We start from the raw sequence: 16,119 nt of genomic DNA, 5'->3' as shown, positions 1-16,119 counted from the left end.
GTGAGGAGTCTAATTACTTAGACCTCTTCTTTGTTTCAGATGGTTTTCTGAGATGCTCTTCTATGTTTTTCTCAGCAGCATCGGCTACCTGATTCACAATTTTTCGACCTTCTTTAAACATCTTTTGTCCTGCAGTCGACATGTCATGAACTACCTTAGATAACTTATCAGCATGACCTGGAATTTTATCTTCCACATCTTCTAACCAGCTCACTAAGGAGCTGCGTACTTTTTCTAGATGTTTTTCAGTGCCGTCAGCTGCATCTTCACCAATATCTCTTAGAACAGACTTCACCTTCTTTTGATATACCGTTGCGCGCTTTGCAGCCTCTTTTGTCGCAGATTCTTGCAACTCTTTGAGCTTAGCAAGATCATTTTTGGCTGCAGACTTAGCACTCTCCATCGCATTTTTCATGCCCCACTGCATTTCTTCTAGATGGTGTGCACTCAGATCTTTAGCGGCATCCAGCAATTTATGAGAATACGCAAATAACTCTTTTGCCTTTTCTTGTTGCCAAGCTTGTATATCTTTTTTATCCATTACCACTCTCCTTTGGGTGTATTAGGGGTTTCAGTAACTAGTAAAGCCATTCTTCCACTCTATACCCAAAATACAGACTTGCCAATTCCCTGCTTTATAGGCATTAAAATTGAGGCATGAGTGAACGAAAAAACCCTTACGAAATTATTGGTGGCGCAGCAAAGGTTGAAGAATTGGTCGACCGCTTCTACGATTTGATGGCGCTAGAAGAGCCCTTCGCAGAATTGCGGGCCATGCATTCGGAAGATCTAACAAACTCAAGGGATAAGCTCAAGCTCTTTTTATCGGGATGGTTGGGGGGTCCAGACGTCTATTCTCCCAAGTATGGTCACCCAATGCTGCGAGCCAGGCATCTACCTTTTAAGATTGGCCTCAAGGAACGCAATCAATGGTTGGCCTGCATGTATAAGGCAATGGAAGATTGTGGCATTGATGGCCAAATCGGCGCTCAACTGGAAGAGTCCTTCTTTAATACTGCCGATTGGATGAGAAACCAGCCAAACTAATCTAGCTTGGCACCAGCCTGTTTAACCGCCTTAGCCCAACGCGGCATTTCACCTGCTAGAAACTTCGTAAATTGATCCGCATTCAGATAAGCCGGATCTGCGCCCTGCTCTAGCATTCTTTTTTGAACCTCTGGTGAGTCCAAAGTTTCCTTAAAAGCCTGACTAAGCTTGTTAACAACTTCAGGTGGCGTACCTTTGGGCGATAGGATTCCATAAAAACCAACAACCTCTAAATTGGCAACACCAGTCTCAATAACGGTTGGAGTATTGGGGAGCGCTGGATTCCGTTTAGCACTAGTCACTGCTAAAGCCCTGACTTTTCCGAGCTTTGCATAGTTTGCAGCCTGAGGAACCGACTCAGCCATAAATTGCACATGCCCTGCTATCAGATCTGTAAATGCAGGCGCACTTCCCTTGAATGGAATGTGGACCATGAAAATCCCAGTTTCGTTTTTGAGCATCTCTGGAACTAAGTGGGAAATCCCGCCGTTACCTGCGGAGCCGTAATTTAATTTACCGGGATTTGCCTTGGCATAAGCAATAAATTCTTTTAATGTTTGCGCTGGCACATCCTTGTTGACGATTAAGGCTAAAGGTTGTTGTGCGGTCCGGGCAATCGGCTGAAATTCTTTCAAAGTTTCATACGAGGTTTTGGCGTAGACAGCCGGATTAATTACCATCGTGCCAGTGTTGGCCAGAAGCAAGGTGTAGCCATCGGCAGGTGACTGCGCAACAAATTGAGCGCCAACGGTACCGCCTGCCCCAGCCTTGTAATCTACGATCACTGTTTGGCCTAAGGTGGATTGCAGTTTTTCAACTAACAATCTCATGTGTGCATCAAGCGGTCCACCTGCTGGAAAACCAATGATCACTTTGATGGGCTTATCTGGATAAGCAGCTTGGGCTGAGACAGAAAACCAAAGAGCCAAAAATAGGCTTGTGAGAATTACTCTGCAGGGAGATGGGTTATACATTCGTGATAAGGGCAGTAAATTAAAATTGTAACTTTCTATAAGGCATTTGCACAGGCAAAACCACTAGCCCATGCCCACTGGAAGTTGTGACCTCCAAGGTGCCCAGTGACATCAACACACTCACCAATGAAATGTAAGCCAGGTTGATTGCGAGCCATCATAGTTTGCCCATCTAGATCTTTTGTATCAACTCCACCCAACATCACTTCAGCCTTTTTCCAACCCAGCGTTCCTGCGGGCTTTACCGACCAATTAGTGATGAGCTCTTTGAGCGCCTGACGATCCTTTTTAGAAACCTCGGCCCACTTTTTTCCTAAGAGATTTTTCTGTTCAGCAAATGCTTTTGCTAAGCGTAGTGGCATCACTGAGGCTAAGATATTTTCAGTAAGTTTGAGGCGGTTATCTTCGTTATCAAATAACTCATCGCAGGTGAAGCGCCCATTGGCTTCTACTGCACCCAACCAATCCACATGAATTGCCTCACCCTCAGCCCAATAGCTACTCGCCTGTAAGACTGCGGGGCCTGAAAGACCTTTGTGCGTTAAGAGAAGATCCTCGTTAAAGCGACAAGCGCCATAGCGATGCCCCTTTGAGCCAGAAGCGATGCGAACCGGCAAGCTGAGACCAGACAATTCAATTAGGTTATCGAACTCACCTGAAGTAAATGACAGCGGCACCAATGCAGGACGTGGATCAACCACCTTCAATCCAAATTGCTTAGCAATATCCAATGAATAAGCTGTTGCACCAATTGCAGGAACCGGTAAGCCGCCTGTTGCCATCACGATAGACTTTGATCTTTCGATGCCAGCATTGGTCTTCACGATCCATATGCCAGCTTCATTGGATATCGACTCCACCGTAACCGGATGACGAATATCCACATTTCCCTTAGCGCACTCCCCTAGCAACATCTCGATGATCTGTTTGGCAGAGTCATCACAAAATAACTGTCCTTGATGTTTCTCGTGATAGGCAATGCGATAAGACTGGACCAGCCTAATGAACTCTTTTGCGGGATAGCGAGCTAAAGCACTTTTTACAAAGTTCGGATTTAAAGAAAGAAAATTTGCTGGACTGCTGTGTAGATTGGTGAAGTTACATCGACCTCCACCACTGATGCGAATTTTTTCGCATAAGACGTCGGCATGGTCGAGTACCAATACTTTTTTACCCAATTGGCCAGCAACGCCAGCGCAAAATAGCCCAGCTGCGCCGCCACCGATGACGATGGCATCCCAAGATTTAGTCATGACTCACTTGTAGCGCTCGATGACTTCAGATGGCAGCTTGAGTTTTTGCATATGCAAACGGGTGTAGGCTTGGCGGAAATTCTTAGTCATGGAGATCATGACGGATGCAGTCCAAGCAAAAGCAAACATTCCGGAGAAGGCAATGATGACTGCTAACATCTTCCAGCCATTTGGTAGGAGGTCATCCATAAAGCCCATCGCCGTATAGGTGCTGCCACTAAACAAAATGCTCTCACCTAAGTTTGGCAAGAGATTAAATGCTCTTAATGAAATTCCCCAAAGAATGATCTCAAAGATATGGATCAAAAATAAACATAGCACACTGACATAAAACACGAAAGCCACCGAAGAGTACTTATGCTCTGAAAGGTACAAAAAGGACTTTACCTCGTAGCGCTTTGCAATTTGAAGTAAGGCAACCCCATGCACAAGCATTACGACGAGAAGCATTGCAATACCGAATAAATAGGCAGGTAGATCCAGTTCGGAGGTCAGGTGTACGGTATTAGAGATAGTCATAGTGTCTGGGCGTCTATTTTACAGTTCTCTTACGCAATTAGGCCAACTGGTACCAGTTGCGAATCACCGTCCAAGCTTCTGGGGCGGTCTCTACAAAGTGGATTAAATCCATATCTACCTTGTCTATCACCCCATACTCAAGCATCTGCTTGAAGCTAACAACCTCTTGCCAAAACGTCTTGCCCACCAAGATGATTGGAAAACGCTCCACCTTTTTGGTTTGCATCAAGGTTAAAACCTCAAACAACTCATCAAAAGAGCCGAAGCCTCCCGGATAAGCAACAATCGCCCTCGCCCTAAGCATAAAATGCATTTTACGAATAGCGAAATAATGGAAGCGAAAACTTAAGCCCGGTGTGAGATAGGGATTGGGGTACTGCTCTCGCGGCAAGCTAATATTAAAACCAATGCTCTGATCCCCGGCCTCAAAAGCGCCACGATTTGCAGCCTCCATAATTCCAGGGCCACCGCCAGTAGCAATATGTAATTTGTTTCGATCTTCAGATTGGGTGGCGTTATAGCCAGCAACAATAGCTCCGAATTCTCTTGCAGAATCGTAGTACTTGCAGTGAAGTAATGCTTGCTTAGCCTCGGCTATAGCTTCGGGTGTTTTTGCATTCTTTTCTAATTCCTGTGCTTTTTCAGAGCTCACAAAGCGGGTGGATCCAAAGACGGTAATCGTGTGCTCAATGCCACGCTCATGCAGGAGTATTTCCGGCTTCAATAACTCCAGCTGAAAGCGTAGGCCTAAAGTTTCACGGCGCGCTAAAAAGGCCTGATCATCAAAAGCAAATCGATACGAGTCTTCAGAAGTGTCTTCCGCCATTTGGCTTTTCTGGAGACTCAGAAAATCAGTAATAGTTTGGGAGTTATTTACAGGGAGTCTTGGACTCATATTTGCACCTTTATGCCAAGCTTTCAAAATGGTCTACTTGAATCCTGATCATTATCACTGAGCCAATGAGGCCGAGGGATAGCACTTCTAAATCAGTATTACTACCTAGAATATTGCATTAATTTGGGATCTAGGGCTTATTCGGATTTACCGCTAGCGCTTCAGGAGTTAATATTGGAAGATATTAACCAAACCGAAGGAAAAGCAATGAGCAACCGTTCAATCATCATCATGGTACTAGTATTAGTTGGTGCCACAGCCTATTTACTCCTCAAAGGCGACGGCGACATTGATATGGGTGGCGAGAAGCATGGTGCTGAAGCAGCACACATGGAAGAAGCTAAGAAAGATGCTCCTGCAGCTCCAGTTGCACCTGCAGCAGCTCCAGCAGCTGACGCTAAGAAGTAATCTCTTCTCGAGAAAAATAAGCCGCGGTTCGCCGCGGTTTTTTTGTAACTATTTTTATTCGCCCTCCTCTCTCACATGAATAAACTTGACCCTTCATTGCTCAGTTCTTTTGCCCCAACAGGTAGCTTGCGAGTGGGCATCAATTTAGGTAACCCTCTTTTGGCCAGCCTAGATGGCGATGCCCCCAAAGGAATTACTGTTGACATAGCAAATTACATTGCAAGTCAGCTACAGCTTCCAATTACTTTTACCTGCTATCAAATGGCTGGGGCTACCGTTGATGCAGTTAAAGCCGGGGATGTGGATTTGGTGTTTGTGGCAATTGACCCCGTTCGTGGAGCTGACATCAGTTACACCCCTGCATATATTCAGATTGAAGGCGCCTATATGGTGAAAGACTCTTCTCCACTGACCAAGAATGAAGATGTTGATGCAGCTGGTAATGAGATTGTTGTTGGTAAAGGCAGCGCTTACGATCTTTACCTTACTCGTGAAATCAAACAAGCCAGCCTGCTACGTTCAGCCAACTCCCAAGCAGTGGTGGATGACTTTATGTCCGGGTCTGGAAACGTTGCCGCCGGAGTGAAGCAGCAACTAGAGAGTGATGCGCAACGCTATGAAGGCTTACGCATGCTTCCAGGCAGATTTATGGTGATCAATCAGGCCATTGGCACACCTAAGGCGCGGATCGATTTTGAAAAAATAACTGCCTACCTCAGTAGCGTGATTCAAGAACTAAAAACTTCTGGGTATATTGCCGAGGCAATGCTCCGTCACAGGGTTCAGGGCGCTAAGGTAGCTGATTAAATATCAGCAAGTGTAAGAATGTAAGCGCTCTGGAATAATGACATTCTTCCACTCCAGCTCTTCCCGGATTGATTGAGCCAAGACGGCGGAAGCCTCGGGCTCTCCATGCACTACAAATATGGATTGCGGTGCTGATTTAATACCTCGCAACCAATCCAATAGTCCAGCCTGATCCGCATGGGCGGATAAACCACCAATTGTATGAATCGAAGCACGGACCGCAACCTCTTCACCAAAGAGGCGAACCTTAGCCGCCTTATCCACCAAGCGACGACCTAAGCTGCCATAGGCCTGAAATCCAGTAATCACAATTGCATTTTGTGCGCGCGGCAAATTGGTCTGCAGATGATGAACAATGCGCCCTGCATCACACATACCGCTTGCTGAAATAATAATCGCCCCGCCCTTAATCTTGTTCAAGGCCTTAGATTCTTCTACGTCTGCTATGAACCTCAGATCTACTGCACCCGGGTTCTTTTTGAACCACTCAAAAGTTGACTGTGACTCTTTGTCTAACTGCGAAAAGAAATGCTGAGTCAAATGAGTAGCGGCAGTCGCCATTGGAGAGTCAACCCAAATACTGAGATGAGGCAATAAATTGCGCTTCACCAAATCAATCAATAGAAACAAAATCTCTTGAGTGCGACCCACAGCAAATGCGGGGATCACAATATTGCCATGTGCACTCAAGGTGCTGGTAACGACATCAATTAATTCAGACTCGGTATCCGCCAAAGTTTTATGTAGTCGATCACCATAGGTTGACTCCACCACCACTACGTCTGCCTGCTCAATCCTGGTAGGGTCAGGCATCAACAGCTTTCCCTTCATGCCAATATCCCCAGAAAATACACAGCGCTTTTTCTTGGCATGGTCTTCGGTAACATCGATCACGGCAATTGCCGATCCCAGAATATGGCCCGCATTCTGAAACTCGAGATTAATACCTTGACCCAGTTCTAGCGTTTTTCCATAAGGGAGTATTTCGCATTGCCCAAGAGCAAGCTCCGCCTCCTCCATGGAGTACAAAGCGACTGGCAACTCACCGCGCCACTTACCAGCCTTTTGTCTACGCTCTGCCCGCTCTACATCGGAGCGCTGCAAATGCGCGCTATCGGGGAGCATAATTTTTAGCAACTCAAATGTCGCATCAGTGCAATAAATAGGTCCAGTAAAACCTTGTGCACAGAGTCTAGGTAATAAACCGCTGTGATCAATATGCGCATGCGTTAGCACGACGAAATCAATTTCTTTCGGGGGAAACGGCAAAGGCTCGAGATTCTTTGCGGTGGCCTCGCGCCCACCCTGAAACATACCAAAGTCCACCATGAAGCGGACTTCATGCCCACCCACAAGGGCCTCAACAGAATGCCTCGAACCCGTAACTTCACCTGCAGCACCAAGAAATTGTATTTTCATTACTACAGGATACTCCCGATAAAATCCCTCGTTAAGCCACTCATTAGAGCGATACTATTCAAATGAATCCCCCCACCGAACTGAGATCTCTCGAGCTCATCACTCGTCTTAAGCGAGCCCCCTCAGAACACAAAGGAAATGCTGGCAAAGTCCTGCTGATTGGTGGTGCGCCCGGCATGGCTGGCGCCCTGATGTTGTCTGGCAGCGCCGCACTTCACTTAGGAGCCGGCTGGACCATTCTGGAAATGCTCGATCCTACAGCAGCTCATGCTATACCAGAACAGGCTGAGCTCATGATTCGCTTAGCCAGCTTTAATGCCCAAGAACAATTGAAAGCAACTACACCTGATGTAATTGCGATCGGACCAGGCTTAGGTTTTTCTGCGCTAGCTCGGGATTGGCTGATAGCTTCTTTACGCCACCCAAAGGTTCCGCTAGTCATCGATGCCGATGCGCTCAATCTGATTGCCGATACACCTGAATATCTGGATCTACTGAAGAAACGTAATCAAGCACTTCCGGGCATGAGTATTTTGACCCCACATCCTGGTGAAGCTGCACATCTTCTGAATACTACAGCTTCGGATATACAAGCAAATCGCCTTGGAGCCCTATCTGACTTAGTAAGTCTCACTAACTCCATTGTGGTTCTCAAAGGCCAACATACACTCATTGCCTCTCCTTCTCATGCAGCAATGCAATGTGCAGAAGGCAATCCCGGTATGGCCGTTGGTGGCATGGGTGACGTTCTAACCGGCACTATTGCAGCGATCGCCGCCCAAGGACTGCATCACAATCTCAACCCGTGGGAGGCTGGCTGCATTGGAGTTCAGCTTCATGCATCTGCGGCAGATAGTTTGGTAGCCAAACACATTGGTCCAATAGGGCTTACTCCATCAGAGGTCATTTTGGAAATGCGGAGTCTTCTGAATAAGCTGTTATAAAACATCATGCAATCAGCTAGCGGAATTCTGCAACATCGTCGTTATGTATACGGCCTCTTTATGGGAGGCTTAGGCTCAGTCCTGTTTTCTGGAAAAGCTATTCTGATCAAGCTTGCATTTGGCTACGGCGCAAATGCAGAGACCTTAATTGCCCTACGAATGCTGATGGCCCTCCCTCTTTTCTGGGGAATTTATTGGTGGCAAGCGCGCAGACAACCCATGAGTCGACTATCTTGGCGAGATCAGGCAAAGATATTTGCTCTGGGATTTATGGGCTACTTTCTTTCTAGCTATTTAGACTTTCTGGGGCTGCAATATATTTCCGTTGGCTTAGAGCGAATTGTTCTTTATCTCACTCCAACAATCGTCTTGTTGATTTCTTATTTTGTATTGAATAAATCCATTAGTCGTCTGCAATGGTATGCACTGATTGTTGGGTATCTTGGTGTGATTGTGGTGTTCGTTCAAGATGCCAGCTCGACTGGCTCTTTGGCCGTGCTCGGCATGTTGCTGGTCTTTGCCAGCGCATGTTCATATGCAATCTACATGATTGGTTCTGGAGAAATGGTGAAGCGCGTGGGTAGCGTGCGCTTAGTGGTCTATGCCAGTTCCGCCTCTGCGCTTCTGAGTGTCATTCAAATTCTGATTTACGATCCCGCAGCTGTATTTGTACAGGTGCATCAGATCTATTGGCTCAGCCTACTTAACGCCAGTCTGTGTACCGTCATTCCAATGCTGTTAATCATGATTGCGATCAATCGCATCGGCTCACCGCTTGTTGCTCAAGCCGGAATACTGGGTCCCGTCTCAACGCTATTTATGGGCTGGCTCGTGTTATCCGAACCAATTACCTGGATTCAGGTTGGAGGAATGAGTTTGGTGATGGGGGCGATGTGGCTACTGGTACGGAACAATGCGCCAGAAAAGCAAAAGGGGTTGAATTCCACAAAGTCCTTAGACCTTGAGGGATCCGACCCCCTAACTTAATTGCTAGAAATTATTGCTGCGGAGCTGCTGCAGGCTCTTGTGCGGCCTTAGCTTTTTTCTTTGATTTTTTCTTAGCCTTCTTCTCTGCTTTTTTATCTTTCTTAGCCTGCTTCTTAGACTTCTTAGCAGCCTTCTCTGGCTGAGCTGCAGGTGCTGGAGAAGCAGGCGCTGCTGCTGGAGCTGCTGCTGGCGCAGGAGCTGGTGCTGGATCGGCCGCCATCACTGTCAGCGGTGATAAACCAATAGAGGCGGAAATGAGTGTGGCCAAAGTGAGTTTTGCAAAGCGAGTATTCATTCGAGACTCCGTAAGGTTTGTGGATAATTTGATAATACTCAATTATTTGCCATTAATGCTTCATTTAACCAAGGCGTCCGCATGAACTCTTTTCCCGCTGATATCTATACAGAGCCCCAGGGATACTCAATCAATACCCTCGAAAACCTAGGCCCCCTTACCCACCTTGCTGGGATCTGGGAAGGTCAACGGGGCTTGGACATCAAGCCCAAGGCCGAAGGTCCAAAGAAGCAGGTTTATACCGAGCGTATTGAGATGCAGCCAATTGATCCGCAAACCAATGGGCCGCAGTTGTTTTATGGCTTGCGCTATCACCTCCACATCACCAAGCCAGATCAAGTCAAAACCTATCATGATCAAGTTGGGTATTGGCTTTGGGAGCCTGCGACTGGATCCATTGTTCATACCCTCACGATTCCTCGCGGCATGATCACGATGGCAACAGGTAAAGCTTCTGCCAGCGCTACCCAGTTTGAATGTGTTGCCAAAATTGATGATCCCACTGCTGGGATCTCTTCAAGCCCATTCTTAGACTATGCATTTAAAACCATTGAGTACCGCATCATGGTGACCATTTTGGAAGATGGCACTTGGTCTTACGAGCAAGACACGGTCATGATGATCAAAGGTCAGGATGAGCCCTTTCATCATCTGGATACGAATGTACTTACTAAGGTAGGTGAAGCTACCCCCAACCCTTTGGCGCTAGAGGCAATGAAAAAGCCGTCCTAAGACGGCTTTTTGGCTTACTCTTTTTTGCTACTTAAGCTGGTTGAGCTTCAGTCTCAGTAATCTTTTCTAGAGCTGCTGCAAGATGACCAACAGTACGATCAACATGAGCCAACTTCTCTAGACCAAATAAACCAATTCGGAAAGTACGGAAGTCTGGGCGCTCATCACACTGCAATGGCACACCAGCAGCAGTTTGCAAACCCAGCGCAATAAATTTCTTGCCAGATTGAATTTCTGGATCCTTGGTGTAGCTCACTACTACGCCAGGAGACTGAAAGCCTTTTGCTGAAACTGAGTGATAGCCATTCGATACCAATAAGGCGCGAACCTTGTCTCCCAACTCTTGTTGCTTCGCTTTCAGTGCGGCAAAGCCCAAGGCCTGAGTTTCTTTCATTACATTGCGCAAAATTTTGAGTGCGTCTGTTGGCATGGTGGTGTGATACACGTGACCACCCTTTTCATACGCTTCCATAATTTGGAGCCACTTCTTAAGGTCCATTGAGAAGCTGCTGCTTTGTGTAGACTCAATACGCTCGCGTGCTCTGTCGCCCATGGCAATCAAGGCACAGCAAGGTGAACTGCTCCAGCCTTTTTGAGGCGCAGTAATCACCACATCAACATTGCAAGCCTTCATATCTACCCACATTGCACCTGAAGCAATGCAATCCAGCACAAACAAACCATTGACCGAACGAACTGCTTCGCCAACCGCTTTGAGATAGTCGTCCGGCAAAATAATTCCGGCAGAGGTTTCTACATGAGGAGCGAAAACAACTGCTGGCTTTTCTTTCTTAATAAAAGCCACCACTTCTTCAATTGGCGCCGGAGCAAAAACACCCTGCGCAGTATCTTCTAATTGCTTACCTTTAAGAACAGTAATGTCCTGGGTAATATTGGCCAGATCAAAAATCTGAGTCCAACGATAACTAAACCAACCGTTGCGCAATACAAGGCACTTTTCATTATTGGCAAATTGGCGAGCGACTGCTTCCATACCAAAAGTGCCGCTACCTGGAACGATGACGGCTGAGCTAGCGTTATACGCATCCTTCAGGACGCTAGAGATGTCCACCATGACTTTTTTGAATTCTTCAGACATGTGGTTCAGCGAGCGGTCTGTATAAACAACCGAAAACTCTAATAAACCGTCTGGATCAACATTCGGGAGTAAGCCTGGCATAGTAATTTCCTAGTAAATCGTGTGATTAGCCCTAAATGATACTGATTTAGCGCTGTTTGGGTACTCAGCCTCTGAAAACGGGCTTTTTGAGCAAATGAGATGGGTTAGCTGCTTTTTTTAGCAGTAGAAGAGACCAGTATCCCTATAACAATGAGGGCAAAAGCCAGGCCATGAAAAAGCTGGGGTGGATCGCCCAAAATAGCTGCCGAGAGTAATGCGGTGAACAAAGGAATGAGATTGGCAAAGAATGCCGCTACGGTTGGGCCAGCACCATTAACCCCCAAGCCCCAGCATCGATAAGCAATTAGTGATGGTCCAATTGCTACAAAAACGATCAATGCTCCAGTCCAATAATTGAGATTAATAAAGGCATGTCCCGTGGCAATCTCCGCACCCTCGAATAACATCGTCCACATAAAACCAATTAAGACCTGAGCCATCAAAAACTCAGCCCATGGCCATTGGCGTTCAGTACTCTCCCCTGGACGACTAATCATCCAGCTATAGAAAGCCCAAAGAATTGTGGCCAACATAATGAGTAAGTCACCCATCACCACTTCCATGCTCAGCAGGCTAGTTGGCTCACCGCGTGTCAGAACAACCGTAACCCCTATTAAAGAAACAACTGCACCTACCATCTGCAAGAGCGTTGGCCTCACCTTATAAAAGACGGCGCCGATAAAGAGCATCCAAATCGGCATGCTGGCACCGATCAGGGTCACATTAATTGCGGTTGAGGTTTGCAAGGCAAGATAGAGCAACACGTTATAGCTACCCACGCCCAAAAGACCTAAGACCAAGAAGCGACCTTTGTTTTGCCAGAGGGCGCTGCTCGGCTTGAACACTTTCCAGCCTAAAGGGAACAATATGAGCGCTGCCAGCCCCCACCGAACTGCACTTAAGGTGATGGGAGAAATACTTCCCACCAATACCCGTCCAGAGATCGCATTACCCGCCCAAAGCAAAGTAGCTAGGGTTAAATAAAAGACGGTCGACAGAGGTATTTGGGGCATTCAGGAGGATTTAGGTGAATAAATGGGTATTTTGAGCCCCAAGAAGGGCTTTGCCTACGCATTGTAGAAACAAATTGCCTGGTATTGCTAAGATAGAGCTTAAATTAGCGCCAGATATCTGGCATTGGCAATATACAAAGGGGTTTTAGTGGCAATCATCACCAATATTGAAGATTTACGAGTTCTGCATCAAAAACGCACCCCTAAGATGTTCTATGACTATGCAGACTCCGGCTCATGGACTGAATCTACCTACCGAGCCAACGAATCCGATTTTCAGAAAATCAAACTGCGCCAGCGCGTTGCTGTAGATATGACTAATCGCACCACCAAAACAACCATGGTGGGACAAGAGGTTGCAATGCCTGTAGCGCTTGCACCAACTGGTTTGACTGGTATGCAACACGCCGATGGTGAGATCCTGGCTGCCCGTGCTGCTGAAAAGTTTGGTGTTCCTTTCTGCTTATCTACCATGAGCATTTGCTCGATTGAGGACGTGGCAGAGCGAACCACTAAACCGTTTTGGTTTCAGCTCTATGTCATGAAAGACCGTGGGTTTATTGAGCGCCTCATTGAACGCGCCAAAGCTGCCAAATGCTCTGCCCTAGTTCTGACTTTAGATTTACAGATTTTAGGACAACGCCATAAAGATTTAAAAAATGGTTTGTCTGCACCTCCCAAGTTGACCATTGCCAACATGATCAACATGATGACCAAGCCACGCTGGTGCATGGGTATGGCCATGACTCCTCGCAGGACCTTTCGCAATATTGTTGGTCATGCCACCGGCGTTGGCAATATGTCCTCCCTCTCCTCTTGGACTGCTGAACAGTTTGATCCAGGCCTGAGTTGGGATGATGTGGAGTGGATTAAAAAACTCTGGGGCGGCAAGCTAATCATTAAGGGCATCTTGGATGAAGAGGACGCACGCTTTGCTGCCAACTCCGGGGCCGATGCTTTGATTGTTTCGAATCATGGTGGCCGCCAATTAGATGGTGCTATCTCCAGCATCAAAGCTTTGCCCGGCATCGTCAATGCAGTTGGTAAAGATATTGAGGTTTGGATGGATGGTGGCATTCGCTCTGGACAAGATGTATTGAAAGCTTGGGCACTTGGTGCACGCGGTACGATGATTGGTCGTCCTTTCCTCTATGGCTTGGGTGCCATGGGCGAAGCTGGCGTTACTAAATGCCTCGACATTATTCACAATGAATTGGATATCACTATGGCGTTTACAGGACACCGTGACATTCAGAATGTGACTAAAGATATTTTGTATCCAGGAACTTTTTAATATTTCATACTTAGCCAACTCCCCCGAATTAGTTTTTGCTATTTCCGCCGCAACCCTTTCGGGCTCGGTATGGTTTGGCAATGCCATCCTGAGTAAGTACCGCACCAAGGACACTGAGACCTCGACGGATCTCGGCATCATTCAGACGGCTACACTCACCCTGCTTGGCTTGATCATTGGTTTTACCTTCTCCATGGCCATTGCTCGATATGACTTAAGGCAGACTTATGAAGAGGCTGAGGCAAATGCAATTGGTACTGAGTTTTTAAGAGCAGATCTTCTACCCAGCAAAACTGCTGAGACCATTAAAGGCTTGCTGAACGAATATTTGGATCAGCGTATCTTGTTCTACTCCAAGCAAGATCATGAGACTGCTAAACAAATTACGCAGCGTACGATTGCGCTAGAGAATGCTATGTGGAATGAGCTACTCCCTGTTGCACGAACACAATCAACACCCACTACTGCGCTAGTCATCTCCGGAATGAATGATGTAATCAACTCCCATGGCTACACTCAGGCTGCCTGGTGGAATCGTATCCCGGCTGCTGCTTGGTGGTTAATGGCAGCAATCGCGATTGGCGCCAATATGCTGGTAGGCTTTGGTGCAAGAAACTTCAAGCGCAATGTCGGCCTCTTTATGATTTTTCCAACGATGATTGCCATCTCCTTCTTTTTGATTGCAGATATCGATAGCCCTCGTGGTGGCGTGATTCGTATCGATCCACGAAATTTGATTGATTTAAAACACAATATGAACGCCGGTCATAGCTCGGCACCCACCGTAGGCGGTAAAAAATGAAGCGCGTTGTAGATGTATATAAAGATAGAGGTCGTGAACTGGTGTGGACTTACGTTATTCACCTTGGGAATATTGAATTTCATCCGGCTCAAATTGATTTTGAGCAAGAGGCTCTTAGGCTTTCTCAAATCGATAAGCGCGGAGCCCCAAATGAGCTGAGCGCCAGAGCCAGACTTTCCGTTAGATAATTTTTACTTAAATTCCGATATATGAAGCCCTTAACAAAAAAAGCCAAGATGGCAGTTGGTTGGACCATCCTGATGACAGTAATCGGAACTGCCATGTTGCATCAATGGCAATTCTTTGCCATGGGTTGCGCATCGATTGCACTCCTACTCGTTGCGAACCACTACGATCTATTAAAAGATCCTGAAGACAAAAAATAAGACCCCTATCTTTCGATAGAGGCCCTATAAATAGTTACTTAAATTAGAGCGTTGGGTAGTCGGTGTACCCTAGCTCTGCTCCACCGTAGAACGTTGCACGGTTGTATGCATTAAGTACCGCACCTTGTTCAAAGCGCTCAGCCAAATCTGGGTTGGCAATATACAAACGACCATAAGCAACTGCATCGGCTAGGCCAGCCTCAAGAACAGCTTCTCCCATAGCCTGATCATATCCACCAGCACTAATGAATTTACCTTTATAGGCATTTCGGAAAATCTCTGAAGTAATTGGGGCGCCTACATCAATCTGATCATTACCACCCGCAGTCGTTGAGCGCGGCTCAATCATGTGTACATAGGACAACTGGTAGCCATTGAGCTTTTGAATTACGGCATTAAACAAAGCGATAGGATCACTATCAGCCATATCGTTAAAACTACCGTAAGGTGAAAGGCGAACACCGATGCGGTCGCTTGGGAATACCTTAGCAACAGACTCAATCACCTCACCCAATAGACGCACACGGTTTTCGATAGAGCCACCATACTCATCGGTACGTTGATTGGTTTTATCTTGTAAAAATTGATCGAGTAGATAACCATTTGCGGAGTGAATTTCTACGCCATCAAAACCTGCCGCTTTTGCATTAGCGGCAGCCAATTCAAAATCTTTTAACAAGCGCGCAATGTCTTCAGCCGTCATTGCTTTAGGAGTTTCATAGTCATGCAACTTCCAATCGGCGCCGTAGGTTTGACCAGCAGGTGCAATCGCTGAAGGCGCTTCAGGGATACCCTGCTCAGGATGCAAAGATGAATGAGAAATACGACCTACATGCCAGAGTTGGGCAACCATCTTGCCGCCCTTGGCGTGAACAGCATTCACGATTTCTTTCCATGCAGCAGTTTGCTCAGCAGAATAAATTCCGGGAGTAGCCGGATAGCCTTTTCCGATTGGAGAAATTTGTGTTGCTTCGCTGATGATGAGGCCAGCGCTTGCTCTTTGCTCATAGTATGTTTTTGCCAAAGGATTTGGCACATCCCCATCGATGGCGCGCATTCTTGTTAGCGGCGCCATCACCAGACGATTCTTTAACTCAATGGAGCCAAGCTTGATGGGGGTAAACATGATTTCTTTTCCGGACATGAGACTCTTTCTTTTTTACT

At 46.7% G+C, this 16,119-nt stretch carries 20 protein-coding genes; 10 read left to right on the top strand and 10 right to left on the bottom strand.

Annotation, left to right across the window (positions count from 1 at the left end; translation table 11 throughout):
* Positions 1-13: 13 nt before the first annotated feature.
* Complete coding sequence (locus tag ICN25_RS07410; protein ID WP_216180822.1) at positions 14-541, bottom strand: phasin family protein; 528 nt, start codon at positions 539-541, stop codon at positions 14-16.
* 116 nt (positions 542-657) lie between these two features.
* Between ICN25_RS07410 and ICN25_RS07405 the strand changes: the two genes are divergently transcribed.
* On the top strand, positions 658-1,047 hold the full coding sequence (locus tag ICN25_RS07405; protein ID WP_216180819.1) for a group II truncated hemoglobin: 390 nt from the start codon (positions 658-660) through the stop codon (positions 1,045-1,047).
* Here ICN25_RS07405 and ICN25_RS07400 read toward each other — a convergent pair.
* From ICN25_RS07400 to ICN25_RS07385, 4 genes are read right to left on the bottom strand one after another with little or no spacing between them, the layout of a single operon-like run.
* Positions 1,044-2,021 (bottom strand): tripartite tricarboxylate transporter substrate binding protein, encoded by a 978-nt coding sequence (locus tag ICN25_RS07400; protein ID WP_216180816.1) that lies wholly within the window; start codon positions 2,019-2,021, stop codon positions 1,044-1,046. The two genes, ICN25_RS07405 and ICN25_RS07400, sit on opposite strands and share 4 nt — an antisense overlap.
* A gap of 35 nt (positions 2,022-2,056) precedes the next feature.
* Positions 2,057-3,274 (bottom strand): aminoacetone oxidase family FAD-binding enzyme, encoded by a 1,218-nt coding sequence (locus tag ICN25_RS07395; RefSeq protein WP_216180813.1) that lies wholly within the window; start codon positions 3,272-3,274, stop codon positions 2,057-2,059.
* A gap of 3 nt (positions 3,275-3,277) precedes the next feature.
* Positions 3,278-3,793 carry a hypothetical protein gene (locus tag ICN25_RS07390; RefSeq protein ID WP_216180810.1) on the bottom strand — a complete coding sequence of 172 codons (516 nt, stop codon included), beginning with the start codon at positions 3,791-3,793 and terminating at the stop codon, positions 3,278-3,280.
* A 37-nt stretch (positions 3,794-3,830) separates the two neighbouring features.
* Positions 3,831-4,688 (bottom strand): LOG family protein, encoded by an 858-nt coding sequence (locus tag ICN25_RS07385; RefSeq protein ID WP_216180807.1) that lies wholly within the window; start codon positions 4,686-4,688, stop codon positions 3,831-3,833.
* 207 nt (positions 4,689-4,895) lie between these two features.
* Here ICN25_RS07385 and ICN25_RS07380 point away from each other — a divergent pair, with 207 nt between their 5' ends.
* Entirely contained in the window at positions 4,896-5,096 is a 201-nt protein-coding gene (locus ICN25_RS07380; RefSeq protein WP_216180804.1) for a hypothetical protein, read from the top strand.
* A gap of 75 nt (positions 5,097-5,171) precedes the next feature.
* On the top strand, positions 5,172-5,903 hold the full coding sequence (locus tag ICN25_RS07375; protein WP_216180800.1) for an ABC transporter substrate-binding protein: 732 nt from the start codon (positions 5,172-5,174) through the stop codon (positions 5,901-5,903).
* A gap of 3 nt (positions 5,904-5,906) precedes the next feature.
* On the opposite strand, the gene ICN25_RS07370 is transcribed toward ICN25_RS07375, so the two are convergent.
* The gene (locus ICN25_RS07370) at positions 5,907-7,322 is read right to left on the bottom strand and encodes an MBL fold metallo-hydrolase RNA specificity domain-containing protein (RefSeq protein ID WP_216180796.1); all 1,416 of its coding nucleotides are present in this window, start codon (positions 7,320-7,322) and stop codon (positions 5,907-5,909) included.
* A gap of 62 nt (positions 7,323-7,384) precedes the next feature.
* On the opposite strand from ICN25_RS07370, the gene ICN25_RS07365 reads away from it, so the two are divergent.
* Complete coding sequence (locus tag ICN25_RS07365; protein ID WP_216180793.1) at positions 7,385-8,266, top strand: NAD(P)H-hydrate dehydratase; 882 nt, start codon at positions 7,385-7,387, stop codon at positions 8,264-8,266.
* A 6-nt stretch (positions 8,267-8,272) separates the two neighbouring features.
* Positions 8,273-9,253 carry a DMT family transporter gene (locus ICN25_RS07360; RefSeq protein WP_216180790.1) on the top strand — a complete coding sequence of 327 codons (981 nt, stop codon included), beginning with the start codon at positions 8,273-8,275 and terminating at the stop codon, positions 9,251-9,253.
* A 10-nt stretch (positions 9,254-9,263) separates the two neighbouring features.
* Here ICN25_RS07360 and ICN25_RS07355 read toward each other — a convergent pair whose 3' ends face one another.
* A complete protein-coding gene (locus ICN25_RS07355; protein ID WP_216180787.1) occupies positions 9,264-9,548 on the bottom strand; it encodes a protein tyrosine phosphatase in 285 nt (94 codons plus the stop codon).
* A gap of 81 nt (positions 9,549-9,629) precedes the next feature.
* Between ICN25_RS07355 and ICN25_RS07350 the strand changes: the two genes are divergently transcribed.
* Complete coding sequence (locus ICN25_RS07350; protein WP_216180784.1) at positions 9,630-10,280, top strand: FABP family protein; 651 nt, start codon at positions 9,630-9,632, stop codon at positions 10,278-10,280.
* A gap of 31 nt (positions 10,281-10,311) precedes the next feature.
* On the opposite strand, the gene ICN25_RS07345 is transcribed toward ICN25_RS07350, so the two are convergent.
* Together ICN25_RS07345 and ICN25_RS07340 are read right to left on the bottom strand one after the other, a co-directional pair.
* Positions 10,312-11,460, bottom strand: a complete 1,149-nt coding sequence (locus ICN25_RS07345) for an aminotransferase class V-fold PLP-dependent enzyme (protein WP_216180781.1) — start codon at positions 11,458-11,460, stop codon at positions 10,312-10,314.
* A gap of 104 nt (positions 11,461-11,564) precedes the next feature.
* Positions 11,565-12,473 carry a DMT family transporter gene (locus tag ICN25_RS07340; protein ID WP_216180778.1) on the bottom strand — a complete coding sequence of 303 codons (909 nt, stop codon included), beginning with the start codon at positions 12,471-12,473 and terminating at the stop codon, positions 11,565-11,567.
* Positions 12,474-12,621: 148 nt separating this feature from the next.
* Here ICN25_RS07340 and ICN25_RS07335 point away from each other — a divergent pair, with 148 nt between their 5' ends.
* From ICN25_RS07335 to ICN25_RS07320, 4 genes are all read left to right on the top strand, one after another.
* On the top strand, positions 12,622-13,767 hold the full coding sequence (locus tag ICN25_RS07335) for an L-lactate dehydrogenase (RefSeq protein ID WP_216180775.1): 1,146 nt from the start codon (positions 12,622-12,624) through the stop codon (positions 13,765-13,767).
* Between the two features lie 193 nt (positions 13,768-13,960).
* Positions 13,961-14,569 (top strand): hypothetical protein, encoded by a 609-nt coding sequence (locus tag ICN25_RS07330; RefSeq protein WP_255536721.1) that lies wholly within the window; start codon positions 13,961-13,963, stop codon positions 14,567-14,569.
* Positions 14,566-14,757 (top strand): hypothetical protein, encoded by a 192-nt coding sequence (locus tag ICN25_RS07325; protein WP_216180772.1) that lies wholly within the window; start codon positions 14,566-14,568, stop codon positions 14,755-14,757. The genes ICN25_RS07330 and ICN25_RS07325 overlap by 4 nt, the downstream gene beginning before the upstream one ends.
* Positions 14,758-14,778: 21 nt before the next feature.
* Complete coding sequence (locus ICN25_RS07320; protein ID WP_216180771.1) at positions 14,779-14,955, top strand: hypothetical protein; 177 nt, start codon at positions 14,779-14,781, stop codon at positions 14,953-14,955.
* A gap of 43 nt (positions 14,956-14,998) precedes the next feature.
* Here the strand turns inward: ICN25_RS07320 and ICN25_RS07315 are convergent, their stop codons facing one another.
* On the bottom strand, positions 14,999-16,099 hold the full coding sequence (locus tag ICN25_RS07315) for an alkene reductase (RefSeq protein WP_216180768.1): 1,101 nt from the start codon (positions 16,097-16,099) through the stop codon (positions 14,999-15,001).
* Between the last annotated feature and the right edge of the window lie 20 nt (positions 16,100-16,119).

The sequence above is a fragment of the Polynucleobacter sp. 80A-SIGWE genome (genome assembly GCF_018882295.1).
In the GTDB taxonomy this organism is placed as follows: Bacteria; Pseudomonadota; Gammaproteobacteria; order Burkholderiales; family Burkholderiaceae; genus Polynucleobacter.
This window is presented reverse-complemented; position numbering and strand designations above follow the sequence as displayed.